The sequence below is a fragment of the Halorubrum sp. SD690R genome, from assembly GCF_005435035.1.
In the GTDB taxonomy this organism is placed as follows: domain Archaea; phylum Halobacteriota; class Halobacteria; order Halobacteriales; family Haloferacaceae; genus Halorubrum; species Halorubrum ezzemoulense.
In genome coordinates this window covers 1-22,954 of the sequence record NZ_SGTV01000040.1, presented here as the reverse complement: position 1 = coordinate 22,954, position 22,954 = coordinate 1, and the positions used below count along the sequence as shown (strand labels likewise).

Annotated in this window: 22 protein-coding genes; 15 read left to right on the top strand and 7 right to left on the bottom strand. The window is 71.9% G+C overall.

Annotation, left to right across the window (positions count from 1 at the left end):
- Window positions 1–79 precede the first annotated feature (79 nt).
- From EXE41_RS16520 to EXE41_RS16500, 5 genes are all read left to right on the top strand, one after another.
- Window positions 80–787: a type I 3-dehydroquinate dehydratase gene (locus EXE41_RS16520; RefSeq protein ID WP_137691552.1), complete on the top strand. Its 708-nt coding sequence runs from the start codon at window positions 80–82 to the stop codon at window positions 785–787.
- 89 nt (window positions 788–876) lie between these two features.
- Window positions 877–1,065, top strand: a complete 189-nt coding sequence (locus EXE41_RS16515) for a multidrug transporter (RefSeq protein WP_137691551.1) — start codon at window positions 877–879, stop codon at window positions 1,063–1,065.
- Between the two features lie 127 nt (window positions 1,066–1,192).
- Window positions 1,193–2,164, top strand: coding sequence for a rhomboid family intramembrane serine protease (locus EXE41_RS16510; RefSeq protein WP_137691550.1), 972 nt, complete (start codon window positions 1,193–1,195; stop codon window positions 2,162–2,164).
- Window positions 2,164–3,027, top strand: coding sequence for an endonuclease V (locus tag EXE41_RS16505; protein ID WP_137691549.1), 864 nt, complete (start codon window positions 2,164–2,166; stop codon window positions 3,025–3,027). The genes EXE41_RS16510 and EXE41_RS16505 overlap by 1 nt, the downstream gene beginning before the upstream one ends.
- Window positions 3,028–3,112: 85 nt before the next feature.
- Window positions 3,113–3,385 carry a hypothetical protein gene (locus EXE41_RS16500; RefSeq protein WP_004596496.1) on the top strand — a complete coding sequence of 91 codons (273 nt, stop codon included), beginning with the start codon at window positions 3,113–3,115 and terminating at the stop codon, window positions 3,383–3,385.
- An 18-nt stretch (window positions 3,386–3,403) separates the two neighbouring features.
- On the opposite strand, the gene EXE41_RS16495 is transcribed toward EXE41_RS16500, so the two are convergent.
- Window positions 3,404–4,714 (bottom strand): rhodanese-like domain-containing protein, encoded by a 1,311-nt coding sequence (locus EXE41_RS16495; protein WP_137691548.1) that lies wholly within the window; start codon window positions 4,712–4,714, stop codon window positions 3,404–3,406.
- Between the two features lie 111 nt (window positions 4,715–4,825).
- On the opposite strand from EXE41_RS16495, the gene EXE41_RS16490 reads away from it, so the two are divergent.
- From EXE41_RS16490 to EXE41_RS16465, 6 genes are all read left to right on the top strand, one after another.
- Complete coding sequence (locus EXE41_RS16490; protein ID WP_086216190.1) at window positions 4,826–5,593, top strand: AAA family ATPase; 768 nt, start codon at window positions 4,826–4,828, stop codon at window positions 5,591–5,593.
- The gene (locus EXE41_RS16485; RefSeq protein ID WP_086216189.1) at window positions 5,590–6,249 is read left to right on the top strand and encodes a hypothetical protein; all 660 of its coding nucleotides are present in this window, start codon (window positions 5,590–5,592) and stop codon (window positions 6,247–6,249) included. The genes EXE41_RS16490 and EXE41_RS16485 overlap by 4 nt, the downstream gene beginning before the upstream one ends.
- Window positions 6,250–6,381: 132 nt before the next feature.
- Window positions 6,382–7,011, top strand: a complete 630-nt coding sequence (locus EXE41_RS16480; RefSeq protein WP_137691547.1) for a hypothetical protein — start codon at window positions 6,382–6,384, stop codon at window positions 7,009–7,011.
- A gap of 373 nt (window positions 7,012–7,384) precedes the next feature.
- Entirely contained in the window at window positions 7,385–9,706 is a 2,322-nt protein-coding gene (gene ppsA / locus EXE41_RS16475) for a phosphoenolpyruvate synthase (protein ID WP_086216187.1), read from the top strand.
- A gap of 76 nt (window positions 9,707–9,782) precedes the next feature.
- Window positions 9,783–10,865, top strand: a complete 1,083-nt coding sequence (mfnA, locus tag EXE41_RS16470; protein ID WP_137691546.1) for a tyrosine decarboxylase MfnA — start codon at window positions 9,783–9,785, stop codon at window positions 10,863–10,865.
- A gap of 110 nt (window positions 10,866–10,975) precedes the next feature.
- Window positions 10,976–11,611, top strand: coding sequence for a halocyanin domain-containing protein (locus tag EXE41_RS16465; RefSeq protein ID WP_049932469.1), 636 nt, complete (start codon window positions 10,976–10,978; stop codon window positions 11,609–11,611).
- A gap of 98 nt (window positions 11,612–11,709) precedes the next feature.
- On the opposite strand, the gene EXE41_RS16460 is transcribed toward EXE41_RS16465, so the two are convergent.
- Window positions 11,710–12,759, bottom strand: a complete 1,050-nt coding sequence (locus tag EXE41_RS16460; RefSeq protein WP_137691545.1) for a glycosyltransferase — start codon at window positions 12,757–12,759, stop codon at window positions 11,710–11,712.
- Between the two features lie 116 nt (window positions 12,760–12,875).
- On the opposite strand from EXE41_RS16460, the gene EXE41_RS16455 reads away from it, so the two are divergent.
- From EXE41_RS16455 to EXE41_RS16445, 4 genes are all read left to right on the top strand, one after another.
- On the top strand, window positions 12,876–14,681 hold the full coding sequence (locus EXE41_RS16455) for a S9 family peptidase (protein ID WP_137691544.1): 1,806 nt from the start codon (window positions 12,876–12,878) through the stop codon (window positions 14,679–14,681).
- 407 nt (window positions 14,682–15,088) lie between these two features.
- The gene (locus EXE41_RS19930) at window positions 15,089–15,211 is read left to right on the top strand and encodes a hypothetical protein (protein ID WP_254921814.1); all 123 of its coding nucleotides are present in this window, start codon (window positions 15,089–15,091) and stop codon (window positions 15,209–15,211) included.
- Window positions 15,212–15,300: 89 nt separating this feature from the next.
- On the top strand, window positions 15,301–15,540 hold the full coding sequence (locus EXE41_RS16450) for a hypothetical protein (RefSeq protein ID WP_049932464.1): 240 nt from the start codon (window positions 15,301–15,303) through the stop codon (window positions 15,538–15,540).
- 133 nt (window positions 15,541–15,673) lie between these two features.
- Window positions 15,674–17,077, top strand: coding sequence for a PAS domain-containing sensor histidine kinase (locus EXE41_RS16445; RefSeq protein WP_176454912.1), 1,404 nt, complete (start codon window positions 15,674–15,676; stop codon window positions 17,075–17,077).
- 10 nt (window positions 17,078–17,087) lie between these two features.
- Here the strand turns inward: EXE41_RS16445 and EXE41_RS16440 are convergent, their stop codons facing one another.
- The 5 genes from EXE41_RS16440 to EXE41_RS16420 all read right to left on the bottom strand — a co-directional run bounded on the left by EXE41_RS16440 (window position 17,088) and on the right by EXE41_RS16420 (window position 22,774).
- Window positions 17,088–17,873, bottom strand: coding sequence for an aldo/keto reductase (locus tag EXE41_RS16440; protein WP_137691553.1), 786 nt, complete (start codon window positions 17,871–17,873; stop codon window positions 17,088–17,090).
- A gap of 117 nt (window positions 17,874–17,990) precedes the next feature.
- The gene (locus EXE41_RS16435; protein ID WP_137691543.1) at window positions 17,991–20,573 is read right to left on the bottom strand and encodes a cation-translocating P-type ATPase; all 2,583 of its coding nucleotides are present in this window, start codon (window positions 20,571–20,573) and stop codon (window positions 17,991–17,993) included.
- Between the two features lies 1 nt (window position 20,574).
- A complete protein-coding gene (locus tag EXE41_RS16430) occupies window positions 20,575–21,408 on the bottom strand; it encodes a sulfite exporter TauE/SafE family protein (RefSeq protein WP_094583235.1) in 834 nt (277 codons plus the stop codon).
- A gap of 69 nt (window positions 21,409–21,477) precedes the next feature.
- Window positions 21,478–21,903 (bottom strand): plastocyanin/azurin family copper-binding protein, encoded by a 426-nt coding sequence (locus EXE41_RS16425; protein WP_094519383.1) that lies wholly within the window; start codon window positions 21,901–21,903, stop codon window positions 21,478–21,480.
- Between the two features lie 58 nt (window positions 21,904–21,961).
- Window positions 21,962–22,774, bottom strand: coding sequence for a helix-turn-helix domain-containing protein (locus EXE41_RS16420; RefSeq protein ID WP_137691542.1), 813 nt, complete (start codon window positions 22,772–22,774; stop codon window positions 21,962–21,964).
- Window positions 22,775–22,954: the final 180 nt, after the last annotated feature.

Below are 22,954 nucleotides of genomic sequence, written 5' to 3'. Positions count from 1 at the left end.
CGCTTTCCCCGCCGACCCGACCGACCCCCACGCCGTTCTACCCCGACCAGCCAAGTCCCCGCCCGCGGTACGCCCGCGTATGTTCGAGGAGTTCGTCCTCGCGGCGAGCACGGCCGACCTCTCCGAGGAGCCGCGGGCCCGCGACCACGCCGACGCGGTGGAGTTCCGGATGGACCTCGCGGACGCCCCGCGCGACCAGCTGGCGAGCTACGACGGCGAGCTCCCCCTGCTCGTCACGAACCGGGCGTCGTGGGAGGGCGGCGAGGCCGACGGGCTCGCGCGCTACGACGCGCTCTCCGACGCGGTCGCCCGCGACGCGGTCGCCGCGGTCGACGTGGAGCTCGCCGCGCTGCGCGGGACGCACCCGGACCCGGCCGAGGAGTCGCACGCGACAGCGCTGCGTGACGCGGCCCGAAGGGAGGGGGTGGCGGTGGTCGCGTCGGTCCACGACTTCGAGTCGACGCCCGAGCCGGCCGCGCTGGTCGACCTGCTCGCCGACGCCGCGAGCGAGGGCAACGTGGGGAAGCTAGCGACGACCGCGACCGCCCCGGCGGACGCGCTGGCGACGCTCAAGGCGACCCACGAGGCGACCGTCGCTGGCCATCGGGTCGCGACGATGTGTATGGGCGAGCCGGGGCGTCACACCCGCGCGGTCGCCCCGGTCTACGGCTCGAAGATCGGCTACGCGCCCGTCGACCCCGCGGAGGCGACCGCGCCGGGGCAGTACCCGCTCGCGACGCTCCGAACCCTCGTCGACAGGCTTCGAGGCGGCGAGCCGGGCGCGTAGAGGCGGCGAGCCGGACGCGTAGGGACAGCAAACCGGGCGCGCGTAGGGGCGGACACTTTTCACGCCCGCCGTCGAACTACGGCGGTGAGATGGCCCTCATCGGATCGGATCAGTCGTCGGTGGTCTCCGCGTTCGGCCTCCTCGTCGCCCTCGTCGCGGTCGTCGGCACCCGATTCCTCGGGTGGGAGTGGGGGTCCGGCCGACTCGTCCCGACGCTCGTCGGCGTGGCGGTCGCCGGGGTCGCCGTCGCGGTCGTCGCCGGGCGAGTACTGGACTGAACGCGGCGACCGCGTCGCCGTCGCGCACGTCGATCCGGTCGCCAGGCCGGCTCGCCGCGTCGCCGACCGGCCGACGCGCCCGGGACAGAGCCAAACCGCTTTACGACCGCCCGCGTAAGTGTCGTTAATGGCGACGTGCGATGAATGCGGGGAGTACGAGAACCTCCCGTACCAGTGTAAGCGGTGCGGCCAGACGTTCTGCGCCGAGCACCGACTGCCCGAGAACCACAACTGTCCGGGCCTCGCCGAGTGGGACGACCCCGGCGGGGTCTTCGACAGCGGCTTCGACGAGAGCGTCGAGGGCGGGGCCGCGGGCGGCGCCGCCGACGCGCCGGGCGGCGGGGGCGGAGTCGTCGACCGCGTCAAGCGTCGGGTCGACCGCGAGACCGGCACCGGCGGGTTCGTGAGCTTCTTCCGCAACAACGCGACGTACGCGATCCTGCTAGCGATGTGGGTCACGTTCGTCGCGCAGTGGGTCGCGCTGTTCGTCGGCGGCCAATCGCTCCACAACACCCTGTTCGTGCTCCAGTCGGAGGCGGTCACGAGCGTCTGGACGTGGGTGACTTCGGTGTTCTCACACGCCCCGGGACAGCTGTTCCACATCATCGGCAACAGCGTGGTCATCCTGTTTTTCGGCCCCCTCGTCGAGCGCGCCGTCGGGTCGAAGCGGTTCGCGGCGTTCTTCTTCGGGGCGGGGATCGCCGCAGGGCTCGGCCACGTCCTCTTCGCGATCGCGACGAACGCCCCGCCGACGGGGGTCCTCGGCGCCAGCGGCGCCGGCTTCGCGATCCTCGGCGTCCTCACCGTCTGGCGGCCGAACATGCAGGTCCTCCTCTTTTTCGTCATCCCGATGAAGATCAAGTACCTCACGTGGGGGATCGCGGTCGTCTCCGCGCTGCTCGTGGTCACGAGCGGCACGGGCGGCGTGGGCGGCATCGCGCACCTCGCGCACCTGATCGGGTTCGCCATCGGGCTCGCGTTCGGCAAGCGCAACGAGGGGCTCGCCCGCTCCGCGGGCGGCATGGGCGGCGTCTCGATGGGCGGCGCCCGCGGCCCCGGGGATCCGGGAGGCCCCGGCGGTCCGGGCGGACGCTTCTGATGGACCTCGCGCGGCCCGATCTCCGTCCCGATCCGTCGCTGTCGCGGCAGGAGATGGAGTCGCTCCAGCGCGAGATCGCGGCGGCCGCGGCGTTCGACGACGACCACGCGCTCGACCCGGCCGCCGTCGCGGTCGAGTCGGCCGCCTCGCTCGCCGACGGCCTCCCGCCGGCTCGCCCGGACGCGGTCGCGAACGAGACGCTCCCCGGTCCCGGCGGCGCGGAGGAGGAGTCCGGTGTGCCCACCGTCGTCGGCGTCGACCAAGCGTTCCGCACCGACCGCGCGGGCGACCGTCCCGACGCCGCCGTCTCCGCTGCGGTTGCGTTCCGCGACGGGACCGTGGTCGAGTACGCGAGCGCGACCACGCCGCTGTCGATCCCGTACATTCCGGGCCTGCTCGCGTTCCGGGAGGGCGAGCCGATACTGGCCGCGCTCGACGCGCTCGACGCCGAGGCCGATCTGCTGGTCTGTGACGGCTCCGGCCGGATCCACTTCCGGGAGGCGGGGCTCGCGACGCACGTCGGCGTCCTGTGCGACGTGCCGAGCGTCGGCGTCGCGAAGAGCCTCCTCTGCGGCGAGCCGGACGAGCCGACGGGCGAACGCCCCGCGGGCTGGCGGACGCCGATCCGCGCGGACGACGCGGTGACGACGGCCGAGCCGGGGACGGTGATCGGCCACGCGTTCCAGTCGCGCCAGTACCCGAACAGCAGGCGGGTGAACCCCCTCTACGTCAGTCCCGGGCACCGCGTGTCCGCGGAGAGCGCCGTCGACCTCGTCGCGGCGCTGTGCGCGGGCTACAAGCTCCCCGAGCCGACGCGGTTCGCGGACGCGCACGCGGAGCGGGCGAAAGGCGACGCGGAGTGAGCGCGGAGGCCGTTTCGGACCGACACTGTGTCACCTGTTGCCACGGGCAGGCGGTTTTTAGACGGTCGCCCGCGAACGCAGAGACATGGGAGACGACGACGCCGAGAGTCCGATGTCCGCCGAGGAGTTCCGGTCGCTGACCGACGGGCTGGTGCGACAGAGTTCGGGCGGCGGGACCACCGTCTACAAGAACGCCGCGGGGGTCGGCTGTCCGAACCCGGACTGCGACCGCGGCGTCTTCCAGACGCTGTTCGTCAGCGACCACGGCTGGCAGCAGATCGGCGCCACCCGCGACGGGATCGACCTCTGTCTCGTCAACACGGAGTCGAAGCGGCTCGTCTTCATCCACGACGAGTGAGCGGTCCGGCGCGACGCGTCAGTCGTCGTCCGCGGGGGAGCCGGCGTCCGGCTCGGCGGCGCAGCGGTTCGGACCGAGTTCGAGTTCGATCGCGGCGGTCTCGTCCGCCGGCGACTCGACCCCGCGGTTGGCCGCGATCACCGACTCGTAGTTCGGCGGCTTCTCCGGCAGCGTCCGCGTGATCCGTTCGACGAAGTCGTCCGCGTCGAGGCCGAGGACGTCGATCTCGCCGCGCGCGGCGCCGACCGTCGTGAAGACGGGCTCGCCGGGCTCGACCTCCCCGGTCGAGCCGTCGTTCGCGACGGCGAAGTGGCCCGGGCAGACGACGACGCCGTCCGGCTGCGCGAGCAGCGTCCCGTGGAGCGAGTCGTACAGCCGACGGGCCGCGCCCGCGGCACCCCCGTCCGAGACGCCTCCACCGTCCGCGCCGCCCTCGCCGCCGTCGTCCGCCGAGAACTGGAGCTCCGTCCGGCCGACGCTGTCGGTGAACAGCGTGTCGCCCGTGAGCACCGCCGCGTCACCGACGAGGTAGCTCGCGCCGTCGTCGGTGTGCCCGGGCGTCGTGAGCGCCTTCAGGTCGACGCCGCCGGCGTCCAGCGTCTCGTTGCGTTCGATCGGCTCGAACTCGGAGGCCACGTCGCGGGCAGCGGCCGCGGCGGGCAGGTAGTACGGGACACCGAGGTCGTCAGCGAGCGCCCGGCCGCCCGAGAGGTGGTCCGCGTGAACGTGCGTGTCGACGACGGCCGCGATCGACGCGCCGCGTTCGGCGGCCGCCTCGACCCACTCGTCGCCGTGTCTGGAGACGTCGATAGCGACGGCGACGCGGTCGGAGCCGTCCCGGGCGTCGGATCGGTCGGCGGGAACGTGATCCGCGTCGCCCGGCTCGCGACCGCCGACCACGAGGTAGCCCAGACACCCCTTCGCGCGGCGCTGGACCTGGACGAGGTCGAGCGGCGGGGCCGCGTCGGGCCGGTCGCCGAGCGGGACCTCGGTGCTGTCGTACACCGCGGACCAGCCGCGCATGCCGTCGGCGACGACGGTCACGTCCTCGTACCCCGCGGCGTCGAGCTCGGCGGCGAAGTCGTCGGAGGCCTTCCCCTTCGCGCACAGCGTGATTACGCTGTCGTCGGGCGAGAGCCCGGTCTCGCGTTCGAAGTCGTCGACGTCGAACTCGTGGAACGGCTTGTAGAAGTAGTGGACCGCGTCCGCCACGCGCCACCCCGCGAAGCTCTCCTCGGGTCGCGTGTCGACCACGGCGAACGAGCGCTCGCCGCGCCGTCGCTCGTCGATCCTGTCGCGGAACTCGTCGGCGGCTATCGTCTCGGCCATGGTGCTCCCATCGCGCCGCGGGATCAAAAGCGCTGCCGCCGACACGGCCGAGGAGCGAAGCGGGCGAGCGCGATGAAGAGGATTTATTCGGACCGCCGGGCGACCGGGCGTATGGTCGAGGCGTTCGCGGTCGCCAGCGGGAAGGGCGGCACGGGGAAGACGACGAGCACGCTCGCGCTCGGGATGGCGCTCGCGGCCGACCACGACGTGACCGTCGTGGACGCCGACACCGGCATGGCGAACCTCCTCTTTCACGCCGGGCTCGACGACGCGGCGGTTACCCTTCACGACCTCCTCGTCGAGGGCACCGCGACGGACGTGAACGAGGCGACCTACGAGCGGTTCGGACTCTCGGTCGTCCCCTGTGGCACCTCGCTCGCGGGCTTCGAGGCCGCGGAGCCGGAGCGGCTCCGCGACGTGGTGGCCGAGCTCGCGCGCGACACCGACGTGCTCCTGCTCGACTCGCCCGCCGCGCTGGGTTCGAAGTCCGCCGTGCTGCCGGTCGTCCTCGCGGACCGCGTCGTCGTCGTCGTCGAGCCGACGATCCCCGCGCTCTCTGACGGCCTGAAGGTCCAGGAGTACGCGCGCTCGTACGGCACGGAGACGGCCGGCGTCCTGTTCAACAAGGTCAGAGGCGGGGCCGACGACGTCGCCGCGCAGGCGGAGCGCCACTTCGGCGGCCCCGTCCTCGCGAACGTCCCCGAGAGCGACGCGGTCCGCGCGGCGCGCCGGGCCGGCGAGCCGCTGATCGCGCACGCGCCGGAGAGCGAGGCCGCCGCGCGCTACCGGCGGGCCGCCAACCGGCTCGACGTGCGCGACGGCGACGGCGACGCGGTCGCCGACCGGTTCCGCAGCGCGGTCGTGCCCGACACGCCATGAGCGGAAGCTCGGAGGGCGACGGGTCGGCGTCGCCGACCCTCACCGTCCCGCGGGGGACGCTCCTGCGCTCGCGGGTAGTCTCCGACGTGGGAACGACGCTGTCGCGCGCGCTCGACCGCGGGCTGACCGGCTACGCGACGCTCGTCCCGCAGGAGACGCTGCTGCTCTCGGGCAAGGCACGCGGCGTCCTCACCTTCGAGGACGGCGTGCCCGTGCTGGCGTACAACACGGTGACGGACAGCGGCGGGCCGGACGCGCTCGCGGAGCTCGCGGTCCCCGGCCCATACCGCGTCGAGCTGTACGCCGTCGACCGGAGCGGACTGGCGGCGGCCCACGAGGAGGAGTCGCTGCGGGTCGCGCCCGACGCGGCCGCGACCGAGCTGGCCGACGACGCCGCCCTCGCCGAGCGGACCCGCGACGCGGCGCCCGGAGAGCGACTGCGCGACGGCGACGACGAGGACGACGCCGTCGCCGCCTTCCTCGCGGACGACGACCGGATCGATGCGATCCGCGAGCAGGCGCGAGCCGAGGCCCGCGACCGCGCGGCCGAGTGGGGGCTCGACGACGCGCTCGACGGATCGGCCGAACCGGACGGGGACGACGCCGACGCGGCGGCCGGGGACGGTGCGGTGAGTGGGGGCGCGGTCGACCGCTGACCGAACGGTTATTCCGGCCCGGCCCGTCATGTCAGTATCACGGTCCTCCGACTGCTGCGGCTGACGACGACCGCCGACTTCGCGAGCTGGTACGCCGCCGGCCGCGCGTACACGGCCGGCGTCGCCGAGGGAATGGGCTTTTCGGGCGTCGACAGCCTCAACGGCGACCGAGTCGAGCGCCGCCTCCGGACGGCCCCCGACGAACTGACGCCGGACGAGGCCCAGTCGGTCGCGGCGACGCTGCTCGCGGACGGGGCGTTCTCGGAGCCGTACTGCGAGTGGCTGCCGACGTGGTACGAGCTCGCGCTCATCGCGCCGGTGCGGTACTGCGACTGGCGGCTGCGCCGAGTCGCCGGCGCGGTCGCCGACCGGGCGTCCGTGACCGCGACCGCGCCGCGGTTCTCGCGGCCGGCCGACGTGCGGATCGACGGCGCGCCGGCGCTGTCGCGGGCCTCCGGCTTCCGCGAGCGGTTCCTGCTCGCCGACTCGCTGCTCCACTTAGAGTGGTTCGTCCACGTCGCGGCCGCGGACGGCATCGACGTGCCCGCCGACCTTATGGCGCGGACCCGCGAGGAGTCGCTGTCGTACTACGGCGGCGATCGGGACCACCTCTCGCCGGACGTGCGTCGGTTCCAGCGGCACCTGTTCGCCGACGACCGCTGGGTCCGGCGCGTCGACGAGGCGTACGACCTCGACAGCGCCCTGTTCGGGCTCTGGGAGCGGCTGCTGCGCGACGAGCGTCGGCGGCTCGACGAGAGCTGACGACGCGGACTCCGAGCCGAGGACAGTCGTCCGGAATGCTGTTACAGCCCCTGTAACTCGTTACGGGATCCGAACGCGGAACGGGAGGTAAGTATAGACCGATTCATCGATTACGAGGTTGTACGAACCGGTATCCGGTTCGCTGTCCCCGACGCTCCGGCCCTCGTTTTGACGGACGATCGGTGTTCAGTCGTCGACGAACTGTTTCCGGTCGGGCTACCGCACGGTGCCCGTCGCTCGTTCGCGGGTTCACGTCCGGGACAATCCCCCATGCTGCGCCGTCGGAGACAACTCGGTCCCGAGTTGTGTTTTATTCACCGTTTCGCATGCCGGAAGCTTCATAGGTCGCCTCGCGGATCCTCCGGGTACACGAATGGCAGTACTCTTGCTGGAGGACGTCGACGCCGACGACGTCGGGACCGTCGGCGGGAAGGCCGCGTCGCTCGGCGAACTCATCGGTGCGGGGCTCCCGGTGCCGCCGGGGTTCGCCGTCACCGCGGGCACGTATCGAACGTTCATCGAGGAGGCCGGGATCGACGACGAGCTGTTCGACGCGGTCGACGTGGACCCGGAGGACTCCGCCGCCCTCCGCGAGGCCGAGGCGACCGCCGAGCGGCTGATCCTCGACACCCCGTTCCCCGAGGAGGTCCGCGAGGAGATACTGGAACAGTACCGGGCGATGGGCGAGGACGGCGAGGAGGCGTTCGTCGCGGTCCGCTCGTCCGCGACCGCCGAGGACCTCCCCGACTCCTCGTTCGCCGGCCAGCAGGAGACGTTCCTCAACGTCCGCGAGGACGACCTCCTCCGGCGCGTCAAGGAGTGTTGGGCCTCGCTTTTCACCCAGCGCGCGATCTACTACCGGCAGCAGCGCGGGTTCCCACACGCGGACGTCGACATCGCGGTCGTCGTCCAGCGGATGGTCGACGCCGAGAAGTCCGGCGTGATGTTCACCAGCCACCCCTCGACGGGCGACCCGCAGGTCACCATCGAGGCGGCGTGGGGGCTCGGCGAGGCGGTCGTCTCCGGAACCGTCTCGCCCGACAACTACGTGTACGACCGCGAGCGCGGCGCGGTCGACGAGGTCACCGTCGCGGACAAGAAAGTCGAGATGGTGAAAGACCCCGACACCGGCGAGACGGTCCAGCTCGACGTCGACGAGGACCGGCGGAGCGAGCGGGTCCTCTCGGACGGGGAGATCGGCGACCTCGTCGAGCTCGGCGAGCGCGTGGAGGACCACTACGGCGCCCCGCAGGACGTCGAGTGGGCGATCTACGGCGGCGAGATATACATGCTCCAGTCGCGCCCGATCACGACGATCCGAGAGGACGCCGGCGACGAGGGCGGAGCGAGCGGCGCCGACGCGGCGGCCGCCGACGGCGAGGGCGCGACGACTGCGCGGGGCGGCGACGACGACGCGGACGTGCTCGTCGACGGGCTCGGCGCCAGCCCGGGCGTGGTCTCCGGGGCCGTCCGGCTCGTCCACAAGCTCGACCACCTCGATCAGGTACAGGAGGGGGACGTGATGGTGACGGAGATGACGATGCCCGACATGGTGCCGGCGATGAAGCGCGCCGCCGGCATCGTCACCGACGAGGGAGGGATGACGAGCCACGCGGCGATCATCTCCCGCGAGCTCGGCGTCCCCGCGGTCGTCGGGACGGGCAACGGGACCCGCGTCCTCGAAGACGGCCAACAGGTCACGCTCGACGGTGACAAGGGGACGCTCCGGGCCGGCGAGGACGAGTCGGCCGAGCCGGGCGAGGAGTTCGAGCCGGTCGAGGCCGCGCGCCCCGAGACCCCCGTCAAGCCGATGACGGCGACGGAGGTGAAGGTGAACGTCTCGATCCCGGAGGCGGCCGAGCGCGCGGCGGCGACGGGCGCCGACGGCGTCGGCCTGCTCCGGATCGAACATATGGTGCTGTCGCTCGGGAAGACGCCCGAGACGTACATCGCCGACCACGGCGCCCGCGCCTATCAGGACGAGCTGATCGAGGGCGTCCGGCGCGTCGCCGACGAGTTCTACCCGCGACCGGTCCGCGTCCGGACCATCGACGCGCCGACCGACGAGTTCCGCGAGCTGGAGGGCGGCGAGGGCGAGCCGGCCGAGCACAACCCGATGCTCGGCTGGCGCGGGATCCGCCGGAGCCTCGACAAGCCCGAGCCGTTCCGGCAGGAGCTGGCCGCGTTCGCGCGCCTCTACGACATGGGGTACGACAACTTGGAGGTGATGTTCCCCCTGGTCAACGACGCCGCCGACGTGGAGGGGATCGCGCGGCACATGCGCGAGGCCGGGATCGACCCCGAGACGCACCGCTGGGGCGTGATGATCGAGACGCCCGCCAGCGCGCTCCAGATCGAGGAGCTCGCCGAGGCGGGCATCGACTTCGCCTCCTTCGGGACCAACGACCTCACCCAGTACACGCTCGCGGTCGACCGCAACAACGAGCACGTCGCCGACCGGTTCGACGAGCTCCACCCCGCCGTGTTGCGGCTCATCGGCGACACCATCGAGACGTGCCGCGAGCTCGGCGTCGACACGAGCATCTGCGGGCAGGCCGGCTCGAAGCCCGAGATGGTCGAGTTCCTCGTCGAGAAGGGGGTCTCCTCGATCTCGGCGAACATCGACGCGGTCCGCGACGTCCAACACGAGGTGAAGCGGACCGAACAGCGCCTCCTACTCGATTCGGTTCGCTGAGTCCGCTCGCGGTGCGTTTCTCTCCCGGCGCCGAGAGCGGAACGGGTAAGAGCCGCCCCACGTAACAGGGTGGCAGATGCGACAGCCGGAACCGGAGCCGCAGTCGTTCGACCGGGTGCTCTCCTCGATGTGTACCGAGCCGCACCCGGACGCCCGCGCGGCCGCCGAGCGATTCCTCGCGACGAACCCCGGCGACCCCGCGACGTACGAGTCGGTGGCGGAGCTGGAGGCCCGGGCGGTCGAGGGGCTCGCGACGCTCGCAGCCCACTCGGCCCCCGCCGACGCCGCGGGGTACGTCACCTCCGGCGGGACCGAGGCGAACGTTCAGGCGGTGCGGTCGGCGCGGAACCGACACGGCGGAAGCGACGGGAACGAGGTCAACGTCGTCGCGCCGGCGAGCGCGCACTTCTCGTTCACGAAGGCCGCGGAGGTGCTCGGGGTCGAGCTGCGGACGGTCCCCCTTGACGACGACTTCCGGGCCGACGTCGACGCCGTCGCGGCCGCGGTCAACGACGGGACCGCACTCGTCGTCGGCGTCGCCGGCAGCACGGAGTACGGGCGGGTCGACCCGATCCCCGAGCTGGCGGCGATCGCCGAGGAAGTCGGGGCGCGGTTCCACGTCGACGCCGCGTGGGGCGGGTTCGTCCTCCCGTTCACCGACCACGCGTGGTCGTTCGCCGACGCCGCGGTCGACACGCTGACGATCGACCCCCACAAGTACGGGCAAGCCCCGGTGCCGGCGGGCGGCCTGCTGGCGCGCGAGGACGCCGCGCTCGACGCGCTCGCGGTCGACACCCCTTACCTGGAGTCCCGGTCGCAGGCGACGCTGACCGGGACCCGGAGCGGCGCGGGCGTCGCGGGCGCCGTCGCGGCGATGGACGCGCTGTGGCCCGACGGCTACCGCGAGGCGGCCGAACGCGCGGCCGACAACGCCGACTGGCTCGCCGACGAGCTCGCGGATCGCGGCTACCGCGTCGTCGAGCCGGAGCTCCCGCTCGTCGCGGCCGACGTGCCCGAGTCGGAGTTCGAGTCGCTCCGCGACTCCGGCTGGAAGGTGTCGCGGACCGGCGCCGGCGAACTCCGCGTCGTGTGTATGCCGCACGTGACGCGCTCGGCGCTCCGGGCCTTCGTCGACGACCTCGACCGGATCCGGCGGTAGATTTCGCTGTGATTTCCGGCCGCCGAGGCGGCGATTTCTTATAAGTAGAGCGGGGTCGACGCCGCGTTCGGATCAACATATTCACTACGGGTCACCACGAACCGCCTCGTATGAGTTCGGACGACGTCTCTCGGCGCGCGTTCATGCGGACGGCCGGCGGTGCGGCGGCCGCCGCCGGCGCGGCGACGGCGACGGCGGGGACGGCGGCGGCACAGGAAGTGGAGCCTGACTGGCCCAGCGCGACCGAAGGGAACGTCGGGTCGTACACCGACGCCCGCGGTCAAGACTCGGTGACCATCTCGGTCGGGGCGGGTGACCAAGGCCTGGCGTTCGACCCGACACTCGTGTGGGTCGACGAGGGGACGACGATCACCTGGGAGTGGACGGGCGCCGGCGGCTCCCACAACGTCCAGACGGTCGAGGGCGGCGGCCCGGCCAGCCTCGACAGCGGCGACCCCGTCGGCGAGGAGGGAGCGACGTACGAGTACGAGACGTCGAGCGAGGACGCCGGGATCACCCACTACCACTGCGTGCCCCACACCGCGGTCGGCATGCACGCCGGCCTCGCCGTCGGCGAGGACATCCCCACCGTCGAGGTCGGCGGCGGCGGGTCGAACGCGGTGTTCGTCCCGGACGCCGCCCGCGCGCTCGGCATCGCGACGTTCATCGCGATGGTGAGCACGCTGGGGCTGGCGTTCGTCTTCATGAAGTACGGCGGCACGATCACCGGGCAGGACCAGGCGTAGCGGGCGGTCGCTCCCCTCTCGCCGTCCGTCGCGCCGGTCCGCGGTCCTCCCGACAGTTCGCGGTTCTTCCTCCGTTCGCGGGTCACCCCGCAGTCCCGTCACTCCCCGTCGACGAGCTCCTCGTACAGCGCGACGTACCGGTCGATAACCGCCTCGCGGTCGAACGACGCGAACTCGCGGTCGACCGCACGGCGTTCGAGGTCGCCGACCGCGACGAACTCGTCGGCCAGCTCCGCCGGGCTCGTGACGAGTCGCCCGCGCTCGCGCCCCTCGACGAGCTCGTGGGCGCTGGAGTCGGCCTGGTACTCCACGAGGGCGACGCAGCCGCACGCGACCGCCCACAGCAGGTCGGTCGCGAACGTCTCCCACGTGGCGGTGGCGACCGCGACGTGCGTCCCCTTGAGTATCGGGAGCCGCTCGTCGAGCGGCAGGTCACCGAGGAACTCGACCCGGTCGGCGATCCGGAGGTTGCTGGCTGTCGCCTCGATCCGGCCGCGCTCGGGGCCGTCGCCGATCACCGCCGCGGTCCAGTCGCGGCCGCGCAGCTCGGCGAGCCCGAGCAAGAACGTCTCGACGTTGGCGTGGCGGTCGAGTCGCCGGGCGTACACCGCGTCGAAGCGGTCGTCGACGCCGGCGGACTCGACCGCGTCGAAGTCGATGCTCTCGGGGAGCACGCGCACGTCGTCGCCGTCCGCCCCGTGCTCGCGGACGCGGGTCTTCGTGGTCCGCGAGGGGGTCGAGACCGCGTCCGCGCGGCGGGCAAGCGGCCGGTACCACCGGCGGGCGTCGGCGGGGTGGTCGCGCCACCAGTCGACGACGACCGGGACCCGCGAGAGCGACCCCGCGACCGTGGCTGCGAGCGCCGGCGTCGGCGGGCTGTTGACCGCGTGGACCACGTCGGCTCCCGCGCGCCGGACCGCGGCCGGGAGCCGCGCGGCGAACGGGATCGGCGCGGGCTCGACGGTGACCGCCCGGAACTCGATCCCGTCCTCCTCGAAGGCGTCGTGGTCGCCGCCCCACCACTGTGCGCAGAGCCAGACCACGTCGTGGCCGCGGTCGGCGAGCGCGCGAGCGGTCCGCAGGGTCCGCGTTCGCGCCGGGGTCTCCCCGTGTCCGGGGGCGAAGAGCGAGGCGAACGCGACGCGCATACGCCGACCGCACGGGGGGAGTCGGTAAAAAGACACGGCATCTCGAGGAGTCGCGGGACCGCGGCGAGGGTTCCGTCACCCGAAACGGTTTCACGGCAGGCGCGGAACCGAGTGTCATGCGACAGTACGACATCGAACGCTACCTCAACGTGCGGAACGCGGGCGGCGCCGACCTCGGCCCCGACGGTCGGCTGTCGTTCCTCCTCGACACGACCGGCACGGGGCAGGTGTGGTCGGTCCGCGGGCCCGAGTCGTGGCCCGAGCAGCACACGTTCTTCGAGGAGTCGGTCTCCTTCGTCGACTCCTCGCCGGAGCGGTCCGAAGCGGTGTTCGGAATGGACGAGGGCGGTAACGAGCGCGCGCAGCTGTACCTGCTCAACTACGAGTCGGGGGGGATCACCGAGCTGACGGCCAAGCCGGAGGCGAAACACCGGTGGGGCGGCTGGGACTCGGCTGGCGACCGGTTCGCGTTCGCGTCGAACCGCCGCGACGAGGCCGTCTTCGACGTGTACGTTCAGGCCCGCGACGAGACCGGCGACGACGCGGAACTGGTCCACGAGGGGGACGGCTGGCTCTCCGTCGCCGGGTGGTCGCCGAGCGACGACCGGCTGATCGTCCACGAGGCGCACTCCTCGTTCGACCACGACGTGTACACCCTCGACCTCGCGAGCGGCGACCTGACCCACCACACGCCCCACGAGGGCGACGTGCGGTACGCCGGTCCGGAGTGGGGGCCCGACGGCGAGAGCGTGTACCTCGTCACCGACCGCGACACCGACACGCTCCGCCTGGAGCGGATCGACCTGGAGACCGACGAGTTCGCCGTCGTCGCCGACGGGGGCGAGTGGAACGTCGACGGCGTCGCGATAGACGAGTCCTCCCGCCGGGTCGTCTACTCCCGGAACGTCGACGGCTACACCGAACTCACGGCGGGCGAACTCGTCGCCCCCGACCGCATCGACGAGTTCCCGGAGCCGGACCTCCCGGACGGCGTCGCCGGCGGCGTGAGCTTCGGGCCCGACGGCGACCGGTTCGCCGTGACGACGACGGGGAGCACCCACAACGCGAACGTCCACGTCGTCGACGCGACGAGCGGCGAGGCGGAGCGGTGGACGCGCGCCTCGACCGCGGGGATCCCCGCAAACACGTTCGTCGAGCGCGAGCTGGTCCACTACCCGACGTTCGACGGCCGGGAGATCCCAGCGTTCTTCTCCGTGCCCGAGACGGAGCCGCCGGAGTCTGGGTACCCGGTCGTCGTCGACATCCACGGCGGGCCGGAGTCGCAGCGGCGGCCATCCTTCGCCGCTGTGACGCAGTACCTGCTGAACAACGGGTACGCGGTCCTCGAACCGAACGTCCGGGGCTCCTCGGGGTACGGGAAGGCGTACTCCGGGCTCGACGACGTGGAGAACCGGATGGACTCGGTGAAGGACGTCCGGGAGGGCGTCGGCTGGCTCCACGACCACCCCGAGGTCGACCCGGACCGCGTCGTCGCGATGGGCGGCTCTTACGGCGGGTTCATGGTGCTCGCGTCGCTGACCGAGTACCCGGAGCTGTGGGCCGCCGGGGTCGACATCGTCGGCATCGCGAACTTCGTGACGTTCTTGGAGAACACCGGGGAGTGGCGGCGGTCGCTGCGCGAGGCCGAGTACGGCTCGCTCGACGCGGACCGCGAGTTCCTCGAGTCCGTCTCCCCGATCAACAACATCGACCGGATCGCGGCCCCGCTGTTCGTCCTCCACGGCGAGAACGACCCGCGGGTGCCCGTCGGCGAGGCGGAGCAGATCGTCGAGGAGGCGCGCGAACAGGGCGTCCCGGTGCGGAAACTGATCTTCGAGGACGAGGGACACGGGTTCGCGAAGCTCGACAACCGGATCGAGGCGTACCGCGGGATCGTCGACTTCCTCGCGGAACACGTCTGAAGGGTCGCCGCCCGGTCCCCGTCGCCGCGCTCAGGACCGGCACGCCCGTCGCCGTGGCCGCCGGGGAGTCGGTGCGCCGTGGCCGCCGAATGCGGGTCCGGTGTGAAAGGGACGGCCGTCACCGTCGGTCGTCTCTCCGATTTTTCCAGAGCGGATACAGCTCTAAGAGCGCGATCAGTGAGATCGCCACACCCGCCACCAGCATCAGCGTGTCCGGGTTAATGTCACGCATGCTCGCAGTACGGTCCGCGGCCTCAAATCGTTTCGTGCGGTTCGCGGGAGGGTGGGCCGGTCGTCGGCGGTCCGAGCGACGGCGTCCGCTCGTGCGGAGTCGCCAGTGTTGACGGGGACGAGTCGCGTTCGCCGCTGATACCGAGATACATTAGCGTGGGGGCCGTACCGGACGTATGCTCCAAGATCCGGTCGACGCTGTGACAGACGACGAGCGCGTGTTCGCGGCGGTCATGATCGTGCTGTCGGTCCTGATCTTCGTGCTCGTGTTTCGGAGCGAGCGGTCGGGGTCATCGTGACGCCGCCGCCGGCGACGTGAGACGAATACGGCCCGAAGTAGGGCTCACAGCAAGGAAACACATATGACCGTCTGGGGCGTTAATCGTATGTGAGCGATACAACAGAAGAGACGGCGGCAGAAGTTGTCGAAGAGGTCGGTAGTGACGGACTCGGACCCGCAGTGTTCGCGTCCGTGGGGTCGGTGGCGCTCGCGCTGTACTTCTACTACGTGCGCGGCGACAAGCAGCGCGGGCAGTTCGTCGGTCTGTGGCCCGTGACGATACTCGGTCTCGCATCCTATTTCAAGCTGGAAGAGATTCGAGAGGCGCTCTCGGCGAGCGACGACTGAACGGAGTCCACTCGGACCGTCTGATCGCGTCCCGACACGCCGTGGTCCCTTCCGGTGGCGTAGTTCGTCCGTGACCGCCGACGGACGCGAACGGCCGTGACGATTATACGCGTACGCGTGGGAGCATGAGGGAATGAACGGGTCCGAACCGCTCGGGCTGCTGCTCGATCAGGCCCAGGACAAGATCGCCCTGGTCGACGACGAAGGTCGGTTCACGTTCGTCAACGGGGCTTCAGAGCGGATTCTCGGCATCCCGCCGGCGGAGCTCGTGGGCGAGGTCGCCTTCGAGTACATACACCCGGACGACCGTGAGGCGGTCCGTGCGGCGTTCCAGCGAACGATCACCAGCGACGGGTTCGCCGAGGAGACCGTCGAGTACCGCCACCGCACTGCGGACGGGTCGTGGGTCTGGCTGGAGAGCCGGATGTCGAATCTCACCGACGACGAACTCGACGGGTACGTCGTCAGCTCGCGGGACGTGACCGACCGCGTCCGCGCCGAGCGGCAGCGCGCGGAGGCCACCTCCCACCTCAAAGAAATCGCGGCGGTCTCCGGCGACGTCCTCTGGATGTTCGACGCGGACTGGTCGGAGCTCCTCTTCGTGAACCCCGCGTACGAGGACATATACGGCACGCCGACTGACGAGATCCGCGGCGACCCGGACAAGTTCCTCGACGCGGTCCATCCGGACGACCGGCCCGCGGTCGAGGAGGCGATGAAACTGCTCGCCGCGGGCGACTCCGTCGATATTGAGTACCGGGTGAACCCCGAAGAGAACTACAACCGGTGGGTGTGGGTCCAGGGCGAGCCGATAATCGAGGACGGCGAGGTCGTCCGCATCACGGGGTTCACCAAGGACGTCACCGACCGCCGCCGTCGGGAACGACAGCTCGTCGTGATGGACAACCTCCTGCGCCACAACCTCCGGAACGAACTCAACATCGTCCTCGGGACGGTCGAGGACCTCGAGGCCGACGTGCCGGAGGCGGCGGAACACACGGCGGTGATCCGACGGGTCGGCGAACGCCTCCTCCAGACCGCAGAGAAGGAACGGGAGGTCATCGATCTCATCACCGACCAGCGGGAGACCGATCGGATCGACCTCCGGAGCGTGGTCGAGGGGTGCGTCGAGACCGTCAGGGACCGATACCCCGAGGGGTCGATCACGGTCGACGGCCTCGACGCGGTCACCGTCGACGGGCGCTGCGAACTCCGGTCGGCGGTGACCGAACTCCTCGAGAACCCGTTTCAGCACAGCGACGACGGGAGGCCGACGGTGACGGTCCGACTGCGTCGGACCGACGACGGCGCCGAACTCGTGATCGAAGACGACCTCCCGGCGATACCGTCGGTCGAGGCCGACGTGCTCACCGGCGACCACGATATGACGCACGTCTACCACAGCAGCGGCCTCGGCTTCTGGGTCGTCTACTGGAGCGTGGAGCTGTCCAACGGGGACGTCGCGGTCGACTCCGATCCGGCCGGCCGCGAGCGCGGCAACCGGATCACGGTGTCGCTCCCGCGGGCGGCGAAGTGAGCCGGACGCCCTACCAGTCGGGCCCGAAGTCGGGGTTCAGCTGCCGGTCGGTCCGGCCGAGCGTGTCGATGGCCTCGACATCCTCGTCGTCGAGTTCGAGGTCGAGGCTCGCGAGGTTGTCGCGGATGTGGTCGATCCCGGTCGCCTTCGGGATGGCGGTGACGCCGGACTCGCGCAGCCACGCGAGGCTCACCTGCGCCGCGCTGACGTCGTGCTTCTCGGCGATGTCGGCGATCGCCGGGTCGTCGAGGATCTCCCCGCGGGCGAGCGGCGAGTAGGCGACGAGCTCGACGTCGTTGGCGTCGGCGTACTCGCGGAGCTCCTCCTGGCGGAGCAGCGGGTGCATCTCGACCTGGTTCGCGAACGGCGCCCCGCCGAGCGCGTCCGTCGCGGCGTCGAGGTGTTCGGGTTCGAAGTTCGAGACGCCGATGCGGTCGATCAGGCCGTCGTCGCGGAGCTCGGCGAACGCCGGCAGCGTCTCCTCGGGCTCGTACTCTCCGGCCGGCCAGTGGACGTACATGAGATCGACCGCGTCGACGCCGAGCTTGTCGAGGCTCTCGCGGGTCGACGAGGCGACGTCCGCGGGCGCGAGCTCGTCGATCCACACCTTCGACGCGAGGAAGATGTCGTCGCGGTCGACGTCGCTCTTCGCGATCCCGTCGCCGACGGCCGCCTCGTTGCCGTAGATCTGCGCGGTGTCGACGTGGCGGTAGCCGGCGTCGAGCGCGTTCGCGACCGACTCGGTACACTGGGCGGGGTCGTCGTTCTCCCACGTGCCGAGCCCGAAAACGGGCACTCCGTTCCGCGTCGGCGTCGCGGGCTGCTGCTGTTGGTCTGTCATCGCTCAGGTCTACTCGCGTGAGCCGAAAGTCGCTTGCGGTAGGGGCGGGCGCGGCCGCGTCACGGGCCGCCCTCAGTCGTCCGCGATCAGCGCCCGCGAGGAGTTCGTCACCACGAGGAGGCTCGACGCCCCCATCGCGACGGCGGCGAAGAGGGGGTTCAGCAGTCCGGTCGCCGCGAGCGGGATGGCGACCGCGTTGTAGCAGAACGCCCAGCCGATGTTCCCCTTCACGCGCCGGCCGGCCGCCCGGGCGAGCTCGAAGACGGTCGCCACGGAGCCGAGCTCATCGTCGACGATCGCCACGTCGGCGGCGTCGGCCGCCATCGCGGTGCCGCCGCCGAGCGCGACCCCGAGGTCGGCCGCCGCGAGCGCCGGCGCGTCGTTGGTGCCGTCGCCGACCATCACGGTGACGCCGCGCTCCTTCAGCCGCCCGACCGCCTCGGCCTTCCCCTCGGGCGGCACGCCGGCGAACACCGACGAGACGGCGGCGTGGTCGGCGAACACAGTCGCGGCGCGCTCGTCGTCGCCGGTGAGGACGATCACCTCGACGCCCGAGCGATCGAGCGCCGTCACCGTCTCCTCCCAGCCCTCGCGGAGCTCGTCGCCGACCACGAGGAACCCCTCCGCGGCGCCGTCGCGGCCGACCGCGACCGGGACGCGCCCCACGTCCCGCGCGTCGGCGACCGCCTCGCGGACCGCGTCGGGGACGGTCCACCCGCGCTCGTCGAACAGGTCCGGGTGGCCGACGACGACCTCGACCCCGTCGACGACGCCGGAGACGCCGCGGGCGTGGTCCTCGAAGGACTCGACCGCGGGCCCGCCCGCGTCGGCCGAGGGGTCCGGCTCCTCCGTCGAGGCGTCGACCGCCTCCGCGCCGCCGTCGGCGACGGCCGGCCCGGTGCCGTCGCCGGTCGCGCCGCCGAGCGCGGCGCCCTCGGTGCCGACCTCGGCTCGCGCCGCCGCGACGGCCTGCCCGACCGGGTGCGCGGAGCGCGATTCGAGCGCGGCAGCGAGCCGGAGCAGGTCGTCGTCGACCTCGCGGGCGATCGGCCGCATCTCGCCGGTGGTCAGCGTCCCGGTCTTGTCGAAGACCACCGTGTCCGCGTCGCGGATCCGCTCGAAGACGGTGTCGTCGAACACGACGATGTTGCGCTCCAGCGCGTCGCGGATGCCGGCGGCGACCGCGAGCGGCGTCGCCAGCCCGAGCGCGCACGGGCAGGAGACGATCAGCACCGTCAGCCCGACGAGCATCGCGTCGGTCGGTGCCCCGCCGAGCGCGAGCGACGCGCCCGCGGCGACGACCGCGATGCCGAGGACGGCGGGGACGAACACCGTCGCGAGCCGGTCGGCGAGCTTCTGGACGCCGTGGTTCCCGCTCTGGAGGTCGTACACCAGCTCCGCGACGCGGTCGAGGCTGGAGGTCGCGTCCGGGCCGACCGCGACCGTGAGCGACCCGTCGGCGACGACGGAGCCGCCGACGACCGCGTCGCCGGCGACCTTCCGGACCGGGAGCGACTCGCCGGTGACGACCGACTCGTCGACCGCGGCGTCGCCGTCGACCGCCTCGCCGTCGACCGGGACTCGCTCGCCGGCGCGCACGAGGAGCCGGTCGCCCGGTTCGAGCGCGTCGACGGCGACCGACTCCGGCTCTCCGTCCGCGGTCAGCCGCCGGGCGTCGTCGACTTGGACGGCGGTGACCTCGGAGAGCAGTTCGGTCGCGCGGTCCTTCACCGAGTCCTCGTAGTGGTTGCCGACGGTGACGATGACGACGATGGCGACGGTCACGTCGTAGTATATCGAGGGCGACTCGACGAATATCACCGCGAGCGTGCTGTAGAGGTAGGCGCTCACTGCCGCGATGGCGACGAGGAGGTCCATGTTCGGCGAGCGCGTCTTCGCGCTGACGTACGCGCCCCGCAGGGTCGGCTTCCCGGTGAAGAAGAGGACGATGGTGGTGAGGACGCCGATGACGATGAAGAAGTACGTTCCGGAGGTCGAGGCCATCGCCTGGTTGAGGTACTCCAGCGTGCGCTCGTTGTAGAACGGGAACGCGAAGTAGGTCGGGTAGATGAGGACGATGTACTGGAGCATGACCGCCATCCCGACGAGGACGCCCGCGGCGAGCCGCGCCGTCGCCATGTTCCGCGCCTGTCGGCGCGAGAAGGCGTCGTCGCGGTCGTACGCGCTGTATCCAAGCCCGCTCACGGTCTCGGTGAGGTCGTCGATGGTGACCGCGTCCGGGTCGTGGTCGATCCGCACCGTGTCGGTGACGTAGCTCGCGCTCGCGCCGCTGACGCCGTCGGCGTCGGTCGCGACCGTCTCGATGAACGCCTCGCAGGTCGCGCAGTGCATCCCGTCGACCTCCAGGAACGTCGCCTCGTGACCCTCGGGCACGTCGCGGTCGCCGGACCCGCCCTCGGCGTCGGGGTCGTCGGGCCCGCCCGCACCGTCGTCGCCGCGTTCCTGCCGCCGCTCGCGGACCGCGTCGGCGTCGACGTCGACGTCGCCGAGCGCGGCGTACACGTCGCGGCAGCCGGTACAACAGAAGCGGTTGCCCTCGCCGTCGGTGACGTCGACGCCCTCGGTCGGAAGCTCACAGAGGGTACACGCGGAGGGGTCGTCGCCCGCGTCCGGCGGTCGAGCGGCCCCGCTCATTTCACATGCCCCCCATGCCGGCGTCGAGCGGGTTCCAGAACGGGAGCCGCGGGTGCGGCACGTGGATCCCGACGGACATCAGCCCGTGAGCGAACAGCACGTAGCCGAGCGCGACGAACGCGACGCCGAGCAGCCGGTGGACCCGGCGGCGGTGGACGGGGTCGACGCTCTCGATCAGCGTCCCGTAGGCGAAGACGGCCGGGATCGTCCCGAGCCCGAGCGCGCCGAGCGCGACGCCGCCGGCGACCGCCGAGCCGCTGGCGAACGCGTAGAGGTACGCCGGGTAGAGGATCGGACAGGGTAACAGCCCGTGGACCGCGCCGAGCGCGACGATCCCCGGGCCGTTCGCGAGGCGGTCGACGTACCCGGTGAGCCACCCGGTGACGCGTTCGAGCCCGGGGAGGTGGACCCCGCCGGTCGCGCCGCCGAAGAGGTACCTGACGCCGACGAGAATGACGGCCGCGCCGACAAGGAGGCCGACCCCGCCGCGGACGGTTTCGGCGGCGCCGGTCAGGGTCGCGGTGGTGACGAACACCGCGCCGCCGAGCGCGCCCAGCAGCGTTCCGATTGTCGCGTAACTCGCCGCGCGTCCGAGGTTGAACAGCGTGTGCTGGCGGACCTCGTAGGTGGTGAGATGCCCCTCGCGGCCGGTCGCCCTGTCCGCCGTGCGCGCGGCGCCCGCCCCGCCGCCGTCGGTCCGGCCGCCGTCGGCGTCCATCCGACTCGCGTAGACGGTGACGAGCGGGCCGCACATGCCGATACAGTGGGCGCCGCCGAGCAGCCCGATCGCGAGGAACAGCAGGACGTCGGTCCCGAGGAGCGGCGAGAGGTCCATCTCTCAGTCACCCCTCGTTCGTGACGCGGGCGGGAATGGATTTCGGCGGGGGGTGGGCGGGCTCACGGCTCACTCCTCGACGACGACGGTCCCGTACATGCCGCCCTCGCGGTGCGGGATACAGACGTACTCGTGGGCACCGGGGACCGTGAAGGTGTGTTCGAAGCGGTCGCCGTTCCTCAGGATGCCGCCGAAGTCGGACTGCCACGCCGCCTTGGCGGTCTCGAAGTCGTCGAAGCCGCCGGATGCGAAGAACTCCGCGCCGTCAGGCAGTCCGCCCTCGGTCGCGGTGACGGTGTGCGACCGCGCGCTCGTGTTCTCCCAGACGACGGTGTCGCCGACCGAGACCGTGATCTCTCGGGGCTGATACGCGGCGGCGAGCATCCCCACGTCGAAGTCGGGTTCGCCGCCGACGCCCGCGCATCCGGCGAGGCCGACCGCCGTCGCCGCGCTCCCGACGGCGCCGGCCCGTCGAAGGAACCGTCTCCGGTACATACCTCTCCTCGGGGCCAGAACGGTTTCAATACCGCGGTCGCCCTCGGCGCGCGGGAACCTACCCGCCGACGAGGTCCTCGAAGACGCGGCGCTGCGCGGCCGCGAGGTGTTCCGAGAACGTGGCGCGGGCGATGCCGATGGCGTCGGCCACCTCCGTCGCGCTCGCCTCGCGGGGGTGTTCGAAGTAGCCGAGGCGCTGAGCGGTACGGACCACCTCCCGCTGCCGGTCCGTGAGCCGCCCCCGGTCGACGACGACAGGGTCCGATCGACTGTCGGCCCCGCCGGAGCTGGTGAGCCGTTCGAGCCGCGCGGACTCGCCGGTCGCCTCCAGCGCGTCGATCACGTCGCCCAACGGGTCGGCCGCGGGCAGCGACAGCCCGAGCCGGACGCGGTCGGGCGCCGTCCGGACCGTCACCGACGAGACCGGGTAGCCGAGCGACTCGACCGCGTCGGCGGGGAACTGCCCCGGCGCCCTGCTCCGGCAGCGGTAGACGAACTCGTCGCCGCCGTCGAAGACGAGCTCGGCGTCGACGGCGCGGTCGGCGCGGAACTGCGAGACCACCCCGTCGTCGACGCGGATGCGGTCGACGTCCTCCGCGACCGCGCCGGGCGGCAGCACCTCCGCCACCGGCGCCGGCGTCGGGTCGCGGACGACCACCTCGACGCGGACGCCGGCGGTGCCGGGTCCGCCGGCCGCCCGCGACCCGTCCGAACCGCTCCGGGCCGCCTCGGCGTCGGCGACGCCGCCGTCGCTCGCGGCGACCGGCGCTCCGCTCCCGACCGCGTCCGGAGCGCCGTCGGCTCCGGCGGTGCCGGAGGATCCGAAGCGATCGGCAGGACCGGAGTCAGACGACCGCGACCGCCGTCCCATATGTCGATCAAACGGTCGAAGTCGGAAAAAAAGCGAGCCGAACGAGTACGCGTCGCCGCCGCTCGCCGGAGCGCGTAATAAAGCCCCGTCGAGAGTTGGCGTCGACTGACGGGGACCGAGACCGAATCGCACACATGAGCGACGAGTCGCTTCGGGGGCAGTCGGTGGGCGTAGTGGGGG

What these genes read in the sequence shown, in the direction of transcription:
- EXE41_RS16520 (WP_137691552.1), top strand. Translation starts at nt 80, where the DNA reads ATGTTCGAGGAGTTCGTCCTCGCGGCGAGCACGGCCGACCTCTCCGAG.
- EXE41_RS16515 (WP_137691551.1), top strand. Translation starts at nt 877, where the DNA reads ATGGCCCTCATCGGATCGGATCAGTCGTCGGTGGTCTCCGCGTTCGGC.
- EXE41_RS16510 (WP_137691550.1), top strand. Translation starts at nt 1,193, where the DNA reads ATGGCGACGTGCGATGAATGCGGGGAGTACGAGAACCTCCCGTACCAG.
- EXE41_RS16505 (WP_137691549.1), top strand. Translation starts at nt 2,164, where the DNA reads ATGGACCTCGCGCGGCCCGATCTCCGTCCCGATCCGTCGCTGTCGCGG.
- EXE41_RS16500 (WP_004596496.1), top strand. Translation starts at nt 3,113, where the DNA reads ATGGGAGACGACGACGCCGAGAGTCCGATGTCCGCCGAGGAGTTCCGG.
- EXE41_RS16495 (WP_137691548.1), bottom strand. Translation starts at nt 4,714, where the DNA reads ATGGCCGAGACGATAGCCGCCGACGAGTTCCGCGACAGGATCGACGAG.
- EXE41_RS16490 (WP_086216190.1), top strand. Translation starts at nt 4,826, where the DNA reads ATGGTCGAGGCGTTCGCGGTCGCCAGCGGGAAGGGCGGCACGGGGAAG.
- EXE41_RS16485 (WP_086216189.1), top strand. Translation starts at nt 5,590, where the DNA reads ATGAGCGGAAGCTCGGAGGGCGACGGGTCGGCGTCGCCGACCCTCACC.
- EXE41_RS16480 (WP_137691547.1), top strand. Translation starts at nt 6,382, where the DNA reads ATGGGCTTTTCGGGCGTCGACAGCCTCAACGGCGACCGAGTCGAGCGC.
- ppsA (WP_086216187.1), top strand. Translation starts at nt 7,385, where the DNA reads ATGGCAGTACTCTTGCTGGAGGACGTCGACGCCGACGACGTCGGGACC.
- mfnA (WP_137691546.1), top strand. Translation starts at nt 9,783, where the DNA reads ATGCGACAGCCGGAACCGGAGCCGCAGTCGTTCGACCGGGTGCTCTCC.
- EXE41_RS16465 (WP_049932469.1), top strand. Translation starts at nt 10,976, where the DNA reads ATGAGTTCGGACGACGTCTCTCGGCGCGCGTTCATGCGGACGGCCGGC.
- EXE41_RS16460 (WP_137691545.1), bottom strand. Translation starts at nt 12,759, where the DNA reads ATGCGCGTCGCGTTCGCCTCGCTCTTCGCCCCCGGACACGGGGAGACC.
- EXE41_RS16455 (WP_137691544.1), top strand. Translation starts at nt 12,876, where the DNA reads ATGCGACAGTACGACATCGAACGCTACCTCAACGTGCGGAACGCGGGC.
- EXE41_RS19930 (WP_254921814.1), top strand. Translation starts at nt 15,089, where the DNA reads ATGCTCCAAGATCCGGTCGACGCTGTGACAGACGACGAGCGCGTGTTC.
- EXE41_RS16445 (WP_176454912.1), top strand. Translation starts at nt 15,674, where the DNA reads ATGAACGGGTCCGAACCGCTCGGGCTGCTGCTCGATCAGGCCCAGGAC.
- EXE41_RS16435 (WP_137691543.1), bottom strand. Translation starts at nt 20,573, where the DNA reads ATGAGCGGGGCCGCTCGACCGCCGGACGCGGGCGACGACCCCTCCGCG.
- EXE41_RS16430 (WP_094583235.1), bottom strand. Translation starts at nt 21,408, where the DNA reads ATGGACCTCTCGCCGCTCCTCGGGACCGACGTCCTGCTGTTCCTCGCG.
- EXE41_RS16425 (WP_094519383.1), bottom strand. Translation starts at nt 21,903, where the DNA reads ATGTACCGGAGACGGTTCCTTCGACGGGCCGGCGCCGTCGGGAGCGCG.
- EXE41_RS16420 (WP_137691542.1), bottom strand. Translation starts at nt 22,774, where the DNA reads ATGGGACGGCGGTCGCGGTCGTCTGACTCCGGTCCTGCCGATCGCTTC.